Source organism: Labrys okinawensis, assembly GCF_047345005.1.
Lineage (GTDB): Bacteria > Pseudomonadota > Alphaproteobacteria > Rhizobiales > Labraceae > Labrys > Labrys okinawensis.
Genome location: NZ_CP178864.1, coordinates 701,283 through 718,325 on the forward strand (window position 1 = coordinate 701,283; position 17,043 = coordinate 718,325).

General features: G+C 61.8%; 15 protein-coding genes. 8 read left to right on the forward strand and 7 right to left on the reverse strand.

The window, feature by feature from the left end; translation table 11 throughout:
* Window positions 1–10 precede the first annotated feature (10 nt).
* The 4 genes from ACMDCR_RS03390 to ACMDCR_RS03405 are packed head-to-tail and all read left to right on the forward strand — an operon-like array spanning window position 11 to window position 4,215.
* On the forward strand, window positions 11–1,153 hold the full coding sequence (locus ACMDCR_RS03390; RefSeq protein ID WP_413991172.1) for an ABC transporter ATP-binding protein: 1,143 nt from the start codon (window positions 11–13) through the stop codon (window positions 1,151–1,153).
* 2 nt (window positions 1,154–1,155) lie between these two features.
* On the forward strand, window positions 1,156–2,205 hold the full coding sequence (locus ACMDCR_RS03395) for an ABC transporter substrate-binding protein (RefSeq protein WP_413991173.1): 1,050 nt from the start codon (window positions 1,156–1,158) through the stop codon (window positions 2,203–2,205).
* A 24-nt stretch (window positions 2,206–2,229) separates the two neighbouring features.
* Window positions 2,230–3,402 (forward strand): ABC transporter permease, encoded by a 1,173-nt coding sequence (locus ACMDCR_RS03400; protein WP_413991174.1) that lies wholly within the window; start codon window positions 2,230–2,232, stop codon window positions 3,400–3,402.
* Window positions 3,403–3,408: 6 nt separating this feature from the next.
* A complete protein-coding gene (locus tag ACMDCR_RS03405; protein ID WP_413991175.1) occupies window positions 3,409–4,215 on the forward strand; it encodes an ABC transporter permease in 807 nt (268 codons plus the stop codon).
* Window positions 4,216–4,673: 458 nt separating this feature from the next.
* On the opposite strand, the gene ACMDCR_RS03410 is transcribed toward ACMDCR_RS03405, so the two are convergent.
* The 3 genes from ACMDCR_RS03410 to ACMDCR_RS03420 form a co-directional block, all read right to left on the reverse strand.
* On the reverse strand, window positions 4,674–5,222 hold the full coding sequence (locus ACMDCR_RS03410; protein ID WP_413991176.1) for a hypothetical protein: 549 nt from the start codon (window positions 5,220–5,222) through the stop codon (window positions 4,674–4,676).
* 652 nt (window positions 5,223–5,874) lie between these two features.
* The gene (locus tag ACMDCR_RS03415) at window positions 5,875–6,045 is read right to left on the reverse strand and encodes a hypothetical protein (RefSeq protein ID WP_413991177.1); all 171 of its coding nucleotides are present in this window, start codon (window positions 6,043–6,045) and stop codon (window positions 5,875–5,877) included.
* A gap of 32 nt (window positions 6,046–6,077) precedes the next feature.
* Complete coding sequence (locus ACMDCR_RS03420; RefSeq protein WP_413991178.1) at window positions 6,078–6,278, reverse strand: hypothetical protein; 201 nt, start codon at window positions 6,276–6,278, stop codon at window positions 6,078–6,080.
* Window positions 6,279–7,003: 725 nt separating this feature from the next.
* Here ACMDCR_RS03420 and ACMDCR_RS03425 point away from each other — a divergent pair.
* Window positions 7,004–8,362 carry a tyrosine-type recombinase/integrase gene (locus ACMDCR_RS03425; protein WP_413991179.1) on the forward strand — a complete coding sequence of 453 codons (1,359 nt, stop codon included), beginning with the start codon at window positions 7,004–7,006 and terminating at the stop codon, window positions 8,360–8,362.
* A 15-nt stretch (window positions 8,363–8,377) separates the two neighbouring features.
* On the opposite strand, the gene ACMDCR_RS03430 is transcribed toward ACMDCR_RS03425, so the two are convergent.
* The 4 genes from ACMDCR_RS03430 to ACMDCR_RS03445 are packed head-to-tail and all read right to left on the reverse strand — an operon-like array spanning window position 8,378 to window position 14,480.
* Window positions 8,378–9,232, reverse strand: coding sequence for an HNH endonuclease (locus ACMDCR_RS03430; protein ID WP_413991180.1), 855 nt, complete (start codon window positions 9,230–9,232; stop codon window positions 8,378–8,380).
* Between the two features lie 3 nt (window positions 9,233–9,235).
* The gene (locus ACMDCR_RS03435) at window positions 9,236–10,798 is read right to left on the reverse strand and encodes an AAA family ATPase (protein WP_413991181.1); all 1,563 of its coding nucleotides are present in this window, start codon (window positions 10,796–10,798) and stop codon (window positions 9,236–9,238) included.
* Window positions 10,799–10,850: 52 nt separating this feature from the next.
* Complete coding sequence (locus ACMDCR_RS03440) at window positions 10,851–13,829, reverse strand: TrlF family AAA-like ATPase (protein WP_413991182.1); 2,979 nt, start codon at window positions 13,827–13,829, stop codon at window positions 10,851–10,853.
* A gap of 18 nt (window positions 13,830–13,847) precedes the next feature.
* Window positions 13,848–14,480 carry a hypothetical protein gene (locus tag ACMDCR_RS03445; RefSeq protein ID WP_413991183.1) on the reverse strand — a complete coding sequence of 211 codons (633 nt, stop codon included), beginning with the start codon at window positions 14,478–14,480 and terminating at the stop codon, window positions 13,848–13,850.
* A 72-nt stretch (window positions 14,481–14,552) separates the two neighbouring features.
* Between ACMDCR_RS03445 and ACMDCR_RS03450 the strand changes: the two genes are divergently transcribed.
* From ACMDCR_RS03450 to ACMDCR_RS03460, 3 genes are read left to right on the forward strand one after another with little or no spacing between them, the layout of a single operon-like run.
* On the forward strand, window positions 14,553–15,107 hold the full coding sequence (locus tag ACMDCR_RS03450) for a hypothetical protein (protein ID WP_413991184.1): 555 nt from the start codon (window positions 14,553–14,555) through the stop codon (window positions 15,105–15,107).
* A gap of 5 nt (window positions 15,108–15,112) precedes the next feature.
* Window positions 15,113–15,712, forward strand: coding sequence for a hypothetical protein (locus tag ACMDCR_RS03455; protein WP_413993815.1), 600 nt, complete (start codon window positions 15,113–15,115; stop codon window positions 15,710–15,712).
* 17 nt (window positions 15,713–15,729) lie between these two features.
* A complete protein-coding gene (locus ACMDCR_RS03460; RefSeq protein ID WP_413991185.1) occupies window positions 15,730–17,028 on the forward strand; it encodes a hypothetical protein in 1,299 nt (432 codons plus the stop codon).
* The last annotated feature ends 15 nt before the right edge of the window (window positions 17,029–17,043 follow it).

Sequence of the window (17,043 nt, forward strand, 5' to 3'; positions counted from 1 at the left end):
GGGCCTGACGATGACAGCCTCTATTCCTCCGGGCGAGGTCTCCCAAGGTGAACGGGAAGCTGATGCTGTCACGCCCATCATCTCGCTGCAGCGCCTGTCCAAGGCCTACGGCCCGAACCTGACCGTTCTCGATGATGTTTCGCTCGATGTCCGGCCGGGCGAGTTCCTGACTTTGCTCGGCCCAAGCGGGTCGGGCAAGACGACGACCCTTATGCTCATGGCTGGCTTCCAATATCCCACCAGCGGCAGGGTCATAATCGCGGGCCGGGACGTCACCGCCCTGGCCGCCTATAAACGCAACCTCGGCGTCGTATTTCAGAGCTACGCCTTGTTTCCCCACATGACGGTCGCGCAGAACGTCGCATTCCCGCTGGCCGTCCGCAAGATTTCGCGGACCGAGATCGAAAAGCGTGTTCGGGAGGCGCTTGAGCTCGTGCATCTTGGCGATCTCGGCGGGCGCAGGCCCGCGCAACTGTCGGGCGGCCAACAACAGCGCGTGGCGCTGGCGCGTGCACTGGTTTACCGCCCCGAGATCATCCTCATGGATGAACCGCTGGGCGCGTTGGACCGGGCATTGCGCGACGCGATGCAGCGCGAATTTCGCGATATCCATCGCAGGCTCGGCATGACCTTCGTCTATGTAACGCATGATCAGGCGGAAGCCTTGACGATGTCGGATCGCGTCGCCGTTTTTCACAGCGGCCGCGTTGTGCAAATCGGCTCTCCCCTGGAGGTGTATCAGCGGCCCAAAAGTCGTTTCGTCGCCTCATTCCTCGGCGAGGCCAACCTCCTTGAAGGTCATGTTGCTCAGGTGAATGGCGGCCAGGCCCAAATTCGCCTGGCGACGAAGGATGTCATCTGCGTGCCGAGCGGCGAAGCAACGGCCGTGGGGCAGGGCGTTACCGTGATCGTCCGGCCAGAAGCCGTGGAAGTCGGCGCCACGGGACAGAATGCCCTGCAGGGAATGCTCGAAAGCACCGATTTCCACGGTGACCACATTCGCCTCAGTCTTGCCCTGGCCGGTGGGGTGAAGATCGCCGCCAGGGTTGGCGTCCCTGCATTCGAACTTCCGCAGCCGGGATCGATGCTGAAAATCGGAATCCCCAATCACGACCGAACGATCGTTTTGTTGCAACCAAGCGAAAAGGTTTAGCGATGAGAAAACTTCGCGTTTTTGAATCCTCACTATTGGCAGCGCTGGCGCTGGCGGGAGGTCTGTTTCCGGCTCTCGCACGGGATTTCACGGTGGTCGCCTCTGGAGGCTCGTTTCAAGCGCTGCAGAAGAAAGTGTTCTTCGAGCCTTTTGCCAGGGACGAGAATATCAAGGTCGTCGATGACAGCTGGGACAACGGCATTGGCATCCTGCGAACCAAGGCAGCAATGCCGGATGGCGGTTGGGATGTGGTGCAGGTCGAGGCTGAGGAGCAGCAGATTGGCTGCGACGAAGGCTTGTTCCTGCCGCTTGATCAAAGCCGTATCGGCAAGCCCGAGGATGTGGTCGCAGGCAGTTCCAGCCGTTGCGGCGTCGGTTCCATCATCTACAATTATGTGCTTGGATACGATGCCGCGGCGTTGAAGACGCCGCCGAGGGGCTGGACCAGCTTTTTCGATCTCAAGCAGTTTCCCGGAAAGCGGGCCTTACGCGATGGGCCGAAGGGCAATCTCGAGATTGCCCTGATGGCCGACGGGGTGGCGCCGGGCGACGTATACAAGCTCCTGGCTACCGATGAAGGCGTCGAGCGAGCCTTCAAGAAGCTGGATTCCATCAAGCCATCGTTGATCTTCTGGAAGTCGGGTGCGCAGCCGATCCAACTTTTGTCGTCCGGCGAGGTGACGATGGCGAGTTCCTATAATGGACGCGTCACCAACGCGATCCGCGACGATCACAAGAACTTTGGCATTGTCTGGAACCAGTCGCTGCAAACCGTGGACAGCTGGGTCATCATGATGAACTCGCCGTTCGCAGACACGGCCTACAAGTTTCTGGCAGCCTTTGAGCGTCCTGATCGTCAAAAACTTCTGCCCCTGGGCCAGCCGGTAGGGATCACCTCCGTGGCAGCTCTGAAGGTTCTCGATCCAAAAATCCTGAGCGACCTGCCGACCGCGCCCGCAAACAGCACCGACATCCTGCATATGGATGATAAATTCTGGGTCGATAATATTGACGCGCTCACCGCCCGCTGGGCGGCGTGGTCCGGCCAGTAGAGTGGCATGAGAGGGGATCGCGAGATGGAGAGACCGACGGCTCGCCCCTTCAATTGGCATTACGGCCTTATCGCGCCGTTGCTCATCTTTCTGTCGCTGACGTTCCTGATACCTCTCGGACTGGTTTTCTGGACCAGCGTTTCCGATCGGGAATTGCCAAATGCTCTTCCCCATCTTGCTGCCGTGCTGCGAGGCTGGGATGGGGAAGGCGCACCGCCGGAGGCTGCGCAGGCAGCGCTGGCCGAAGACCTTCGCGCCACACCGCCCGAAAAGCTCGCAGCGCTTGGGCGCCGTCTCTCTTACGAGGATCCGCGCCTGAATGCACTGTTGAGGCAAACCGCCCAACAGTTGAAGACAACAAACTCGGGTCCGTCGCAGATCAATCCGCGCTGGCTGGACGAGGGAACCTGGCGCATCTTGAAACGTGCCGCGGGACCGGTCGACACCTTCTATCTTCTTGCAGCCTTTGACTTGCGATGGGAGTTCGGACAGGGCCTGGTGGACGCCTACAAAACAGGCGGCCTCTACCGCCTGATCCTCTTGCGCACGGTTATCATCGCCGCCCTGACCAGTGTGAGCGCGATCGTTCTCGGCTTTCCGCTTTGCTACTATCTGTCTCGAACATCGGCGGTGATCCGACAGGTCGCGGTCATTGTTATCATGCTTCCGTTCTGGACCTCTATCGTGGTTCGGACGACTGCCTGGATCGTGTTGCTGCAGGATCGAGGCGTCGTGAACAGGCTGCTTCAGGCGATCGGGATCACGGATCACCCACTTGGGCTTCTCTACAACCGCTTTGCCGTCGTGGTTGTAATGACCCACGTCATGTTGCCATTTCTGGCTTTGCCGCTTTTGGCTTCCATGAGAGCAACCGACGATCGCCTCATGCAGGCGGCCTCCTCGCTTGGAGCCTATCCGCTTTATGCCTTCCGGCGTGTCTATCTTCCGCAAGTCATACCGGGCCTGGCGGCCGGTGCAATGCTGGTATTTGTCTCATCGCTTGGCTTCTACATTACCCCGGCACTTGTTGGTGGCCCCGGCGACCAGACCATCGGGAACTACATCACGCTCTTCACGGTCGGCACGTCGAATTGGGGATTGGCGGCGTCCCTCGGGCTCACACTAACGATCCTGACGGCATTCCTGCTTACGTTGAAATATGTCATGCCGCGCACGCTTCGCACTGCATCCAGGTGATCGAGAATGGAATACCGTTCTATATCAACGGCCGGAAAACTCACACGGGTGCTGCTTGGGGTATGGTCGGCACTCGTTCTACTATTTTTGATTGCGCCGATATTGGTGATCGTGCCGCTCTCCTTCAATGCCGGCGACGAACTTAGCTTTCCTCTCGCGGGTTTTTCCCTGCGCTGGTTCGAGGATTTCTTCGGCTCCGATACTTGGCGAAACGCCCTGATCAACAGTCTTTCCATCGGCCTGGGCGCCACGATCATTTCCGTCGTGCTCGGCACAACTGCGAGCCTTGGCCTGAACAAGCTGGGTTTGAGATCACGCCAGCCGATACAGGCAATCGTCCTGGCGCCTCTCGTCGTGCCGACCGTGATTGTCGGGGTCGGCATCTATTTCGTATTCTCTGAGCTGGGCCTTACAGGCACTTATCTCGGCCTTGTGATGGCCCACGCCACGCTTGCGGTCCCGTTCCAGGTCGTCACCACGTCCGCGGCATTGGCGAACCTGGACGCTCGGCAGATCTGGGCGGCCGCGAGCATGGGCGCGGGTCCGGTTCGAACATTTTTCGCCGTAACGTTGCCGATCGCTGCCCCGGGCATCGCCTCAGGGGCATTGTTCTCCTTCTCTACTTCATTGGATGAGATCGTCGTCACGCTGTTCCTTGGCGGCCCTGGCCAACGAACCCTGCCTCGCGAGATGTTCACGCAGGCCCGCGAATATCTGACGCCGACGATCGCCGCCGCTGCAACTGTCATGATTGTCTTCTCGATCGCACTGCTTTTAGGTTTTCTGCTTCTAAGGAACCGCGAGGCAACTTGACCGGGTCAGGTCTCGCGGTCTTAGCCAAGTCGTCGCCAATCCCGGATCAGAGAGGAATATGCGCATCTAGCATCGCACGCGGCAACTCCTCTGATCCTCCAGCGCCGAGTGCTTAGGTGGCCGCCGCGCTGGAGAGCATTTTCTTTGAACGTCATCTGACGTGTGCTTGGACAAGCGCCGAAATGTCGACCGTCGCCCATGCAGCATTCTGGTCGGGCGACCTCTCCAATAGAGCCGCCCTTACATTCTGCGTCATGCCAGCCAAAAATGCCCAAACTCTCTTCAGGTCTGAATTGGCGCTCGGCCATCACCGAATAATGTCCTTGCCTTCAACGATCCGAAGGCCTGGAAGATGCCGCTTTGGTTTCGTGCGCTCGGAATCGGGAATGATACGGATAGTGTCTTGCGTCACTTCGATTACAGCCCCGATTCCGGCCTACCGTTGGCGCCGGGGCTGCTTAATCGCTCAGACCCGGATAGTAGTAGGACGAATTGGAGACGTACATCGTCCCACGCGTGATGTACGCTGAAACTTCCAATCCAACGCCCGCACCCGGTATATCGATCATCACCACGCCCGATTTCTTGGAGGCCTCATACCCGGCATAAAATGTATGGGCCAGGTTCCTGAGCTGACCAATGGTATCAACGCCCAATTTGGAGAGCCGGGCAGCCTTTGCTGCTCTCGCCATTGCTACGGCGACCGAGAGCGACGTGACAAGGCTCTTGGAGAGCACTTTCTCAGTAATGGCGATATTGACTCCCCAGTCGTTCGCCGATTTTCCATCCAGTTCATAGGGCACGCTAAAACCGAAGCCGATGACCGCCACGGCGCCACCATCGCCACCGAGGCCCAGGCCCCAGCGGCCGGCGAAAACCTCGAGGTCAAACGACTCGCCGTCGCCCAAATTCCACAGCCTGGCCGTCGTGCTTTCAACGCCGCCAATTCCCAATTGACCGCCTGATTTGACACCGACTCCCAACCAGCGCTTGTAAGATGTATCCATCGTAGTTCTCCCAAGTGAATGACCTAAATCGCGAAGATTTAATCCAGGGATTTGCCTTTTGCGTGCAAATACCAGAACCATTCGTCAGCATCTCAAGTTCGCGATTGCTTGGCATCCCCAGTTTGGAGGAAGATAACGAGGAGAAGGCAGTGTCTTTTGAAAGAAATTAATGTCACATTCGGGTAGCTATGACTCACCGAGTGGTCCTATTAACTTAAGGTTGTTATTTGATGGTTATTCCTCAGCTTGTGGTTGTATTGCTTCTCTGGATCCTCGGTATTGGTGAACAGGCCATCGGTAGTCCAGCCTAGCCACGGCTCCATGTCGGCCCTGGTCACTTCTCGGTCGTCGCCGTCCTCGCTCCCAAGGCCAATGGGGCCTGAAAGCGATGGAGCACCCAACCGATACCGGCACGGTCGTGGGCAAAGGCTCGAGACGAATCTGCGCGAAGAGCGCCAGATGGAAGGCATCGCTTGGGGCAATGCTGTCGGCGTCTACAAAGGGTGTCGCCCGACTGTCGATGTCGCTTTGGTGAAAGAGCCGCAGGGCAAGGGCTTTGGTGCGACAGAGATCTCCGAGAGGCTCGGTATTGGGGGGGCGCGTCTACCGCCTCATGGGCTGGTCCTGCACCTAGCAACTGGGCGCCGCGGCGTCAATCGCCGTCGGCATCATCCAGATCATTGTCCGCACTGTGCCAACCTTCGTTCCAGCGCCGATAGCCGCCTGGATCGATTTCCGGATCATACGGATTTGCATCTTCCGAATATCCCATCCAGCGAGCAACCTCACCGTCGCTGAAGGCATCGCTTGAAGCTTGCTCCATATCGCCTCCTCTGCGGGTGATTTGCGCGGCGTTCAACGCTTCGAGGGCAGCTTCTCGGCATCAACCTTCTTTTCGTCCCGCTTCTCGCTTGGGTCATCGTCGAGATCCTGGGAGGGGAAATCTCTTCTTTTCAGCCCGCGCTCGACATCGGCCCTGTTGCGGTAATATTCGGATCCGCTCACCATGGGTTGCCGCTTTGGCGGGTTATCCTTGCACGTCGTGGGATTGCGCATGACACTTTCCTCATTGGCTATCTGTCATGCCAACAACTTTGGGGCGGCGAGGTTCCTCCTCGACAACCGAACGTGATCGCGACGCCTGTCACGGCAGTCTGCCCCACATCCCGATACCACCCGCCTTGGCCCGCGCGGAAGTCGGGCCGTCTCAGCGTCAGTTGCGCCAGCCTGTGATTGAGAGGGTGAGGCCAAAGACTGCGGTCCCCACAAGGATCAACGACAACATGAGAATGTCTGCGATCGGCATAGCCTTACCCTCATTCCTTTCATCTCGGCTGCAAAGCGAGCCAGTGAGAGGAAGGTGGCATATCGACCAGAACCCCGCCTTGACGCAGGTCAAGGGGAACCAATGGTCGGCGCGCTTTTGAAAAGGACCGCCAACTGGATGTGCGGGCATAGAGCGCAAGATTTGGGGAGGGCGCCCAACCGCTCCGCACTCCCATCGCTGCTTCAGGCGGGAAATCGGCGGATATCGGCGTTCGCGGTTTTGCACGCAAATGGCGCACCCAGCACGATTCGAACGTGCGACCTTTGCCTTCGGAGGAAGTAGTCCTGTCTACGCCTATTCCCGACAGGACCGCCCCCTATGCGCTATGCCACTGTAATAACTAAACAATTTGAATCTCCGTCCCGCCTGGGTTACCCTCAATCACGCTCCGATTTGCGCCCGTCTGCTTACGTGGTGCTTACGCGAGAACCGGAGCTTCGACGGGAGAATTCCCATGGCTAAGCTCACCAAGCGCGTCGTCGACGCCGCTGAGTCCCGCGAGAAGGACTACGTTATCTGGGACGATGAACTACCAGGTTTCGGCCTGCGCGTCTTCGCCTCTGGCAAGCGCAGCTATGTCCTTCAATATCGAGCGCTGGGGCGCTCACGCCGCTATACGATCGGGCTGCATGGCGTGTGGACGCCCGAAAGCGCGAGGCAAGAAGCGAAGGTTCAGTTGGGGCGTGTCGCGCAGGGCGACAATCCTGCTGAGGAACGCCAGCTCGACCACAAAGCCATCACGGTGAGGGAGCTTTGCACCCTTTACCTGAACGACATGAACGCCGGCCTCGTCATGGGAAAGGGCGGCCGTCCGAAGAAGCCCCACACGATCATCACCGATACCGGACGGATCAACCGGCACATCATTCCGCTTCTCGGCACCCGGCGGGTGAAGGATCTCACGAAGACCGACGTGAACAAGATGCTGAAGGACATCATGGCCGGAAAGACGCGGGTGTCCGTAAAAACCGACAAACTGCGAGGCAAAGCTATTGTCCGCGGCGGCGCCGGCACAGCGGCGCGAACCGTTGGGCTTCTCGGCGGAATTCTCACCTATGCGATCGAGGCCGGGATTATCAGCACCAACCCCGCCCACGGCCTTCGCAAGCCTAAGGATGCCGTCCGGACGCGCCGACTGAGTGAGGCGGAGTATCGGACCCTCGGCGACATGCTCCGCAAAGCCCAAGAGGATGAGAAATACGCGCCGAGCGTGGACATCATTCGATTGATCGCGCTGACGGGCTGCCGGCGAAGCGAAATTGTTGGACTGAAATGGGCTGAAGCGGATGTCGACGGAAGCTGCCTTCGGCTGATCGACAGCAAGGAGGGCATGTCGGTTCGCCCCGTCGGGTTGCCCGTCGTGGAGCTTCTCGAGGAACGTCAGAAGACGTCAACGGGCACCTTCGTCATCGCTGGCTATGGCGAGGACAATGCGTTCGGAGGCTTCCCGAGGCACTGGGACCAGATATTCAAGGACTCCTCGCTTTCCGACGTGACGCCTCATGTCCTTCGACACAGCTTTGCGAGCTTGGGCAACGACCTGGGCTTCACGGAGATGACAATCGCAGCCCTGGTCGGGCACGCGAAAGGTTCTGTGACGAGCAATTACATTCATACGCTCGACACGGCGCTGATCATGGCGGCCGACACGATCGCCGGCTACATCGCGGGTTTGCTTGAGGGCAAAGAGTTCAAGCAGACCGCCTATGCGCTCGATCGCGACTCGCGGAAGGCCGCGCTGGCGCGCTTCCTTCAAAAGGCTACAGGCGAGGACGAATCCGATCCGCAGGAGAAACACCTGCTCGCCGCATAGGGCCGCGGTTGGTCGTCAATGCGGTTGTAGCTCCGGCCGCACCGCCTCAAAGCCGCCGTCACAGAAATCATCGTTCCCGGCAAGGGCCCGATAGAGTTTGGCGAGCCAGTAATTCGGCCCTTGCACCTCCTCAAAGTCCTCCGCTCCCTCGACCAGCTTTTCTGCGACGCGCCCCGAATCTTCACCCGGGCCGTAGGCGCGACGAAGCGCAGGATACTGTCCCCCCAGATGCTCAAGACCCATTCGTCGGTAGCGGTCGGCGAGGTCGAGCTCGTCGAAATGATTCCGGAGATGCTGGAAAGTCTGAAGGGCCATCCCGGCCGGCCGGACCAGGCGGTACGACAGCACGAGAGCGTCACCCTCCATGCGCGCACGCACTCTCAGAAACGCGATGTCGGGGATTACGTCGTAACAAGGATGCAGGAACATCCGCACGTTCGTCCCTTCGTCGAGGATGCGATCACGCTTGCGCGTATTGCACACCGCACAGCTCGGGACGAGGTTCTTCGGAAACACCGAGAACTCGGGGTATTGCTCCTTCGGAAGGTAGTGATCGAGGGTAGAGGACTCGCTGATCCCGCAGAAGGGGCACCGCGCAACGCTGATCCTCTTCAGGAGATCGCCGCGGAGCGCGGTCATCGGTGCAGTCTCGACGTTGAACGCGTGCCGCATCGCCTCCTGCTGCGCATCCGTCAGCGGCGCTTCGTCCAGCTCACCGACTTCCGGCACGGCATCCTCGTAGCTCTGATAGGCCGTCAGGACGTCCGCGCGCGCCGCCTGCATCCGTCCGCGCCGCGGTTGATGCTTGGCGGCGGCGATCTCATCGAATACGACCGTCGCATCGACGGCCAGGAGAGGGATCGATCGCATCCACTACTCCTCGAGCTCATCGCGAATGCTCAGAATGTAAGAGCGCGCCGCGAAGCCCAGCTTGCGACCGAACGCTTCCTCGATCTCCTCAAGTGTGTTGCGACGGGCCAGCGCGCGTAACGTCTCGTGCCAATCGGTCGAGCCGTCACCAAGATTGAAGACCTCCTGCGTAATGACGCCGATGCTCTCTGCGAACGTCTCCACGTTCGGAGCCACGACCCGGCTCTGGTCGGCTGAGCGACGCAGCACCTGGACGTATTTCGCCGGGGTCTCCTGCAGAACGACGGGCGAATGGGTGGCGATGATGGCATAGCCATCGAAGGTTTCGAGACACGCCCGCACGCTCTTCAAAAACGCGGCGAGCAAGGGTGGATGAAGGTGGGTTTCGGGCTCGTCGATGAGCACTAGCGTCGGCTCCGAGCCCGAGATGTGCGCCGTGAGTTCGGTCACGATCTTGAGCACCACCTTGTGGCCGCTGCTCAGTCCACGGAAGAGCTCGCCAAGTTCGTCGTCGTCGCGATTGGCGTAGAGTTGGGTCAGGCCGATGCGCTGAAACGACGGATCGCGCAGCAGCGGCTTCAAAACCTCCAGTAGGCTGTCTAAGCGCTCCGCGTCGCGGACCCGCCCAAGCGCGGACAAGAACTCCGCCTCGATCTCGGCTGGCGTCCGCAGCCGATACGCCTGCTCGCCGTTCGGCGCGTCGTCGTCCGAGCGCTCGCGAAGACCACAATACACGTAGCCGAAGATCCCCCCGCGCTCCTGGAGCCTCTCCTTCTCCTCCTCCGTCCGGCCCGGAATGACGAAGGTGTCGAACGCGCTGTAGGACACCACGACCACCGTCTTGAACGGCGGCGCGGCGCCCACGAACCGGCCCGCCGCGTCGTCGAGCACGTCTTCCTTGCTGCCGTAGCCGTATCCGCTCGCGACGATCGCGAGGTTCGAGAGCAGTCGGGTCTTGCCGGTGCCGTTATAGCCAATCAGGGCGTTGATGCGGTTCGGCAGTCGGCCGCGACGGCGAAAATCGAAGTCGATCGTTATGGCGTTCGCGTGCCGCGCCACCTTGGTCTTGAACTTGACCCGGAAGCCCGCGCTGCGCCGTCTCGTCGGCAGCGTGGGCGCACTCAGCAACCGTGCGGCGTCAATGATCGTCCGCTCGGCGCCGCTAAAGCGCAGAAGCGAAACCCGATAGGCCTCGGTGTCCTCGACGCCGGCCTTGATCTCATCGTCAAACGCGACGTCTCGAAGACCTCGGAAGTAGGGTTCGAACACGCCTCGCCCGAGCTTGTAGACGGTCTCATAGTAATCGAGGCTGGACCCCAGAGAGGCATGGCCGGCGGGCAGTTCCGTAAAGGGCTGCCTGGGCATCTCCGTGTAGCCGCTGGTCCGGCCCGACTCGATGATCTTGATGCTGCCAAGGTCGTAGCTCTCATCGGCCGAGACGTGCAGCGTGACGTGGAAGGTGGTCTTGTAGCCATAGTCGTCCCAGTTGTCCTGGACGAGCACGGCGTGGGGGTAGCGATTGGTCGTCGGCGAGTCGCCCGACCTGAACTGGACGACGAACCTCATGCCGATCTCCCCGTGGCGGCGGGCGCCTTCATCGCTGGTGCGGCCGGCAGGCTCATCGCTCCAACCTCACCCGCAGTCGTCTCGCCCGCTCGCGGAAAGCCGCCTCTCCACCTTCCAGGATGTCGCAGACCGACTTGCGAATGTCGGCACTCTCGAGGCCGCCGGCGACATAGGTGATCGGCGGCAGGCCCCCGGAGGGATGCGGCCCGGCGGACGCAACGATGATCTGGTCCGCATCGGTGTTGATGACGAGGTTGGCGTTGTGGGTGACCATGATCACCTGGCGCTTCGCCTTCGCAGCGACGAACAGCGTCACCAGCTCGTCGAACACCGACTTCGGATCGAGATTTTCCTCGGGCTGGTCGATGATCAGGGGTCGGTCATCGGAATCGTCGAGGGCGAGATAGAGCAACAGCAGCACGATCCCCCGGGTGCCGGGGGACAGCTTGCGGATGTCGACGCCGTCATAGGAGATCTCGTACCGGACGGTGATGTGCTCGGTGCCGAAGAGCCAGTGCGCGAACTTCTTCGACCAGGCCCGAAACTCGGCCTGCTGCGTCGGCGCATAAGGTGCGTGCGAGAGCAGGTCCCTCAGGTATTTCGCCATGAAGGCGACCATCGCGGCCTGCACATCGGCCGCCGACCCCGTCTCCCACGCCGGCTTCAGCGCTTCGCTGGCCGCCGCGATCAGGGAGCCCCTGCCGTAGAAAGGGCCGGTCTTGCGTCGATCGAGAAGCTCTTCCTCCGCAACCGCACCCCAAGCCTGAACGTCGGCCATCCTGCGAACCGAGAAACTGAGCTTCTTCAGCGTGCCCGATGATGCCGCGAGCCGCGCCATCAGCGGCGCGTAGAGCCCGGCCAGCGCGTTCTGTTCGTTGATGATCGCTTCGAACACCCGACCGTAGGTCTCATCGCGTTCGGTTTGCAGATCCTTCCGGCGCGCGGCCGCCCCTTGCGCATCGGAGAGCCGGGTCTCCAAGGTCTGGAGCGCCGAGTTCTCCTGCGCAATTCGGCCGGTCAGCGCCGCATATTGATCGCGAACGACCTTATCGGCGCTGAACAGCGCCTCGAGCCGCGTCATCTCGGCGACGATCGGCGCCAGCGCAAGCGTGGAAAGATCGGCCTTGTCCGAGATCAAGGCGACGGTCGGGTCGCCTGCCGGCGGGGGAACGCCGTTGAGCTTGCGGACCTCGCCATCGGCCCAGGCGACGTAGGCTGTCAGGCTCTTGTCGACGTCGCCCTTGTAGATAAGCAGGAACTCGTTCCACTGCTTGGCGTCGAGCCCGCTGTTGGAATGGCGCGCCTGCGCCTGGCGAAGCATTTCCGGGGCCCCCGTGGCGCGCATGCTGCGCACCTCATCCTGCAGGGCCACGAACGTACGGCGTTGATTGCCGAAGGACTGGATCCGGCTGCGGAGCTTCTGGGCCGCCTCACTGAGCTGCGTGTGGCGCGTGACCTGCGCCTCGGTGCCCTTGACCACGAGCTTGGCGCGATCGGTTGTGTAGTCCGCGATGACCTTCTTCTTTTGAGCGACCTGGGTTGTCAGCGTGGCGACCAGGCTCTCTTTCTCAAATTCGGTGGCGATGCGGTCCGAGATGTCGGTGATCGCCTCGGACTCACGCTCGCGCGCCTGCTGAAACCGCGAGGTCTGCTGATCGCGCAGCTCCGCGAAATCGAGCGCCCATTCGCGATCGTCCTGCGAATGGGACTCGAAAATCACCCGCTCGATCTCGTCCACGAGGCCGTCGGACACGCCTTTGGCCGAGCAGAGCTCCTCGACGAACTGCTGGGACAGATAGCGGGCCCGCGGGAACGACATGTGGCCGTTGGCGTCGCGGCCGTCGAGCGCACGCGTGACCGTCTCACCCCCGGCCCAGGTCAACGCCGTCGTTGCGTCGCCGACAAGCTTGCGCGCCCGCGCCAAGAACGAAGGGGTGATGTTCTCGTCCGCGTCCCAGCCGGCCGGCGTGATCGCATCGCAGCCGGCGGCGATTACGTCCGCCAGGGCCGTCTTTCCCGATCCCCGCGCGCCGATGATGGCGACGAGGCCGGGGTTGAGGGGAATGTCAGGCGTGGTGGCCCAATCGGCGCCGTCGATCCGGACCTGCGCGATGACCTGCGACGGCATCGCCGAGCGCGGCGGCTGCTCGCCGACATAGGCGCGTCCATCGGGATCGATGCAGGCCTGGCGGAGAGCGTCGAATTCCAGCCCGCCCTTGATCCACGAGAAGCGATTGCCGAACGGCGAGGCCACGTCTTCGAGCTTGTGCGCATCGCTCCCGTGCAGGCAGGGCTTCAGCCCGCCGTAGCGGGCGCGGATTTCGTCAGGCGCGAGATCCTTCTGGCCCAACCAGAATTCGCGCTGCGCCGGACTGCCCGCGAAGATCACATGGGCGAACCCCTCGATCTCGCGTCGGAGCGTCTGATCGGCGGCCTCCCGCACGCCCGACGTGCCGTCCGTGGCGCCGCCGGCTACCGCGATCAGGATGTTCTTCTTCGCCCATCCGCTTTCGGAGAAGACCTCGCGAAGCTGCTGGAAATTGACCTTGAACTGGTTGGCCCCATAAGCCAGCGCAGCCCGTTCGTCCGTGATGGTCGGATCGGCTTTCTTCCCGAGCCGGATGAGATCGGCCCGCGTGCAATCGAACCGATCCTGCATGACGTTGAACTGCAGGCGCGAGAGCAGCCGCCGCAGTTCGTCGAGATGCTGCGGGTCCTCCGGGCTGACGAACAGGTGGAGATTGACGAAACCCCCTTTCGCCGTTGCCACATCAAGCCGCAGCTCTACATTCGGAAACACCAGCTTGGCGTCGGGCAGGCGACCCGCAGCCTTCTGGCGCAACACCTCCTCGTAAGTCTCGGTCACATAGTAGTCCGTGACCGCGATCGCCTCGATGACGGGCGCAGCCCGTTCAAGCGCAGTCAGGTAATCGCCCCAGGCGTTCGGCCCGCTGAACTGATTGTTCATGGCCGTGCCCGGCGCGTGAATATGCGGCTCCCATCTCCGCCACTCTGAACCCCGACTCAGCATCCCCCTGGGCCTTTCGTCTTACTTAGCCGTACTTGTATCGCGGTCCGCCTCATGCGGCGACCTCACGTCAACCACCTCACCGCGCCCGCCCACGAGCGCGATCTCGATCCCAGCTAACGCGCAGCGCGGCGCCAGCCGCCTCGCCAGTCGCATCGTGCTGTCCGTCAAGGGAACGACGGCCACCTGCCGTCCTTGCGATGGCGTCGCCATGAGCATGCCGACGGTCTCACAGAGGCCCTTGTAGAGCCGCGACACTTGGCCGGAATGCCTGGAGTTGATGACGCCCCCCTTGCACTCGGCCGAAATCACAAGATCGCCGATTTCGGCGACCACGTCGCCCAGGCCTGATCGCGGATTGACGATGATCGTTTGCCCCTCTGCGTTTTCATACACCCCGCCATAGGCGGTGGCGCCGATGGACGAGGTCTTGCGGAACTGACGCCGCTCCAACCACCCCGAAAAATCGAACTGCTTGCCGTGTTCGCCGTCGGGATGGACGCGCACCTGGTGGGCGCCCTCGCTCCGAAGCAAGTGCATCGCATAGGCGATCATTACGGCGCCTTCGTAGAGATGGTGCTCGTGATCGCCGGCGCACTTGCCGACGCGATTGGGCGGCGGCGCCAGCGCGGTCACCAGGTCTTCAAAATCCAAAGCGCTCTTCCCTGACGGTCATTGACATGCCATTATAACCGGCCATATTTGCCCGGTAAAGGAGGCCCTGTCATGTTTGCCTATAACCCCGAAAAGTTCGCGTCACTTTACGAGAGCGAGTTGGGCCAGCGCATCTGGGCGTTTTTGACCGAACCCGCGAACGTCGCCCGGCTCGAGACGGCTTCGCAGCTCGGCAAGCCGGCCGTCGAAGGCATCGAGGAGCACCTTCTGGAGGCATTTCGCGAGGACGTGCTCGCCGACCGGGTGAAGCAAATGGTCGGGCACATGGTTCGCCAGATTCTCGAACAGCGCGATTGGGTGCTCGACCAGACCGATGTGAAGGTCCAGTCCGTGCCGTTCAGCAAGGCGGCGCGCTACCGGCGTCCCGACTGGATCACCTTTCACGCGTTTCGCAACACCAGCGATCCGCGTGACGTCGTCATCACCGATCGGCGCCAGAACGCTGCCCTCCCCGCGGACGCGCGGTGGGCCTATTACGCGACCTTCGCCAGTCCGCTGAAGGCGTCGGTGGCGTTCGGCGTGCGTGACATCCGCCAGCTTCGCCAGCATGTGCATGCGCATGGCTATCAGCGCGTGCGCATCGAGCGGATGCTGCGGCGTGCGTGACCGCGATGCCCGGACACGCGCACATCGCACTCAGGGACCGAGAAGAGCCGGTGCTGCTCGCGTGGCCGACGCAGGGCAATGCGGGCGGATTCATCCAATTTCAGAAGGCTGCTGACTGGCGCGCCTTCGTCGAACGCCTCGGCATCGATGCGCGCATCCCAGAGATCGTCCGCGCCAAGTTTACCCGCGCCCAGACGCTTTATCTGCTCGGCTGGGCCGATTTTAGCGTCCTCAAGGCGGGCGAGCTCGCTGCCCTGATCGCCCTGGAACTGGCGCTGATGGATCGCTACGGCGGGCACATCTCTAAGAATAAGCGAAGTTTTGCCGCGCTACTGAAATACATGGTCAGCGCCGATGGCCTCACGGACGCGCAAATCCCCATGGTCGTGCGATGCGGAGGAACGGCGCTCGGTCAATTGACGGGCGACACGCGTCCGACCCTCGCCGAGCGTCGCAACGCGCTGGCCCACGGCGATCCGTTCGATGGGTTGCCGACGGGCGGCCTCCTTGAACTGGTTCGAGACCTCATCAATTTCGCTTACCGCCACTACATCGCCGAGGCCGCGAGCCTTGGCATCGCGCCGTCGGCGCCGGGACGGACCTGATGGCAGCAAGTCCTTCGATGATCGCCGCCGTCGAAGGCGTCTGGCGGCTTCCCCGGCCGGGCCCTGACAACCTGCTGGCCTCGCCGCCCTTCGTTGCCCTGAGCGAGCTATGCGAAGCCGAATACGGCGGCGGCAAGCCGGTGTTTGCGTTGAGCACCGCCCTTCGATCGCTTGGACTGCCGTGTCATCTCCCGGCCGATAAGACCGATCTCAGCCTCGATCCCGCGGACGTGGCGAATGCGATCGACGACGCTTACAGGCGCAGGACCACGCTGCGGCGGCATCTCTGCCCGCTCGACCTCGCCGACGACATGCCGGCGTTGAGCTTCGGCCGATCCCGCGTCACCGACTTCAGCGCCGAGGAGCTCGCAGGGCTGTTCGACGCGCCGCGCCTTGCCCGGAACTTTCCCAACCAGCCTCTCGATGCGAAGCGTCTGGCGCAATTCCGCTGGCTCGTTGTGGAGGAAGAGATCGCGCTCGACCCCCGCCCAGAGGCGCGGGCCTCTCCCTTTATGTACATGACGTTCGATCGGGATTTTGGCGAGATCGATCCGCATCTCGGTCGCTTTCCGCCGTCTATCGAACGCGCTCTTTTCTTCCTCCTTCTGGCGCCGTGGGAGCGATGGTCGACGATGCAGGAGGTCGACTGGCGGGGCTTTCGCCTGCCCTGGATTTACACGGTCAACGACGATCTTTTCATACGCCCGTCTCCGCCGCCGAGCGCCGACAACCTCACCCTTGAACCCTGGATCGTGCAGGACCATTGGGGCGACGACATCGAACTTGAACGTCCGACCGTCTTGCCGCTCGACGATGACGCGGCGGCGGGCCTGGCGCTCCTCACCGACCAGACATGGACGGACCTCGAACGTGCTCGAGCAACCGATCTGTTCGAGACGCCGGTCGCGCACTTCCTCGTTCGGGCCTTCCTCGCCGATGGCATGGATGAGGTCATGGCGCACATGACTGCGATCGAGGCGGCTGTCGGCCTAGAGATGGACCACAAGAAGTGGCTCCGCCCGAAGCCCGATCCCAACAAGGCGGTATCGTCCGCGACGGATCGCGTCGCGGCGCGTGTCGCAGCCGTCTTGAGCGATCCCACAAGCGTTCAGGCTTACAAGGATCTGTTCGACTTGCGCAGCACCTTCGTTCACGGGCGCGCCGGTCTGCAAAAGGTGTCGACGAAACAGCGCGTCATGGCCCGCAGCCTGGCGCGCGGCGTGGCCCGAGGCTTGGTCGATCTCGCGCTTCAGCGACCACGGCCGCGCACTGACGTGCTGAGCGACCTCCTCGCGCAGGGCGCGCGGTACTTGTAGGCCCCGTGGGCAGGA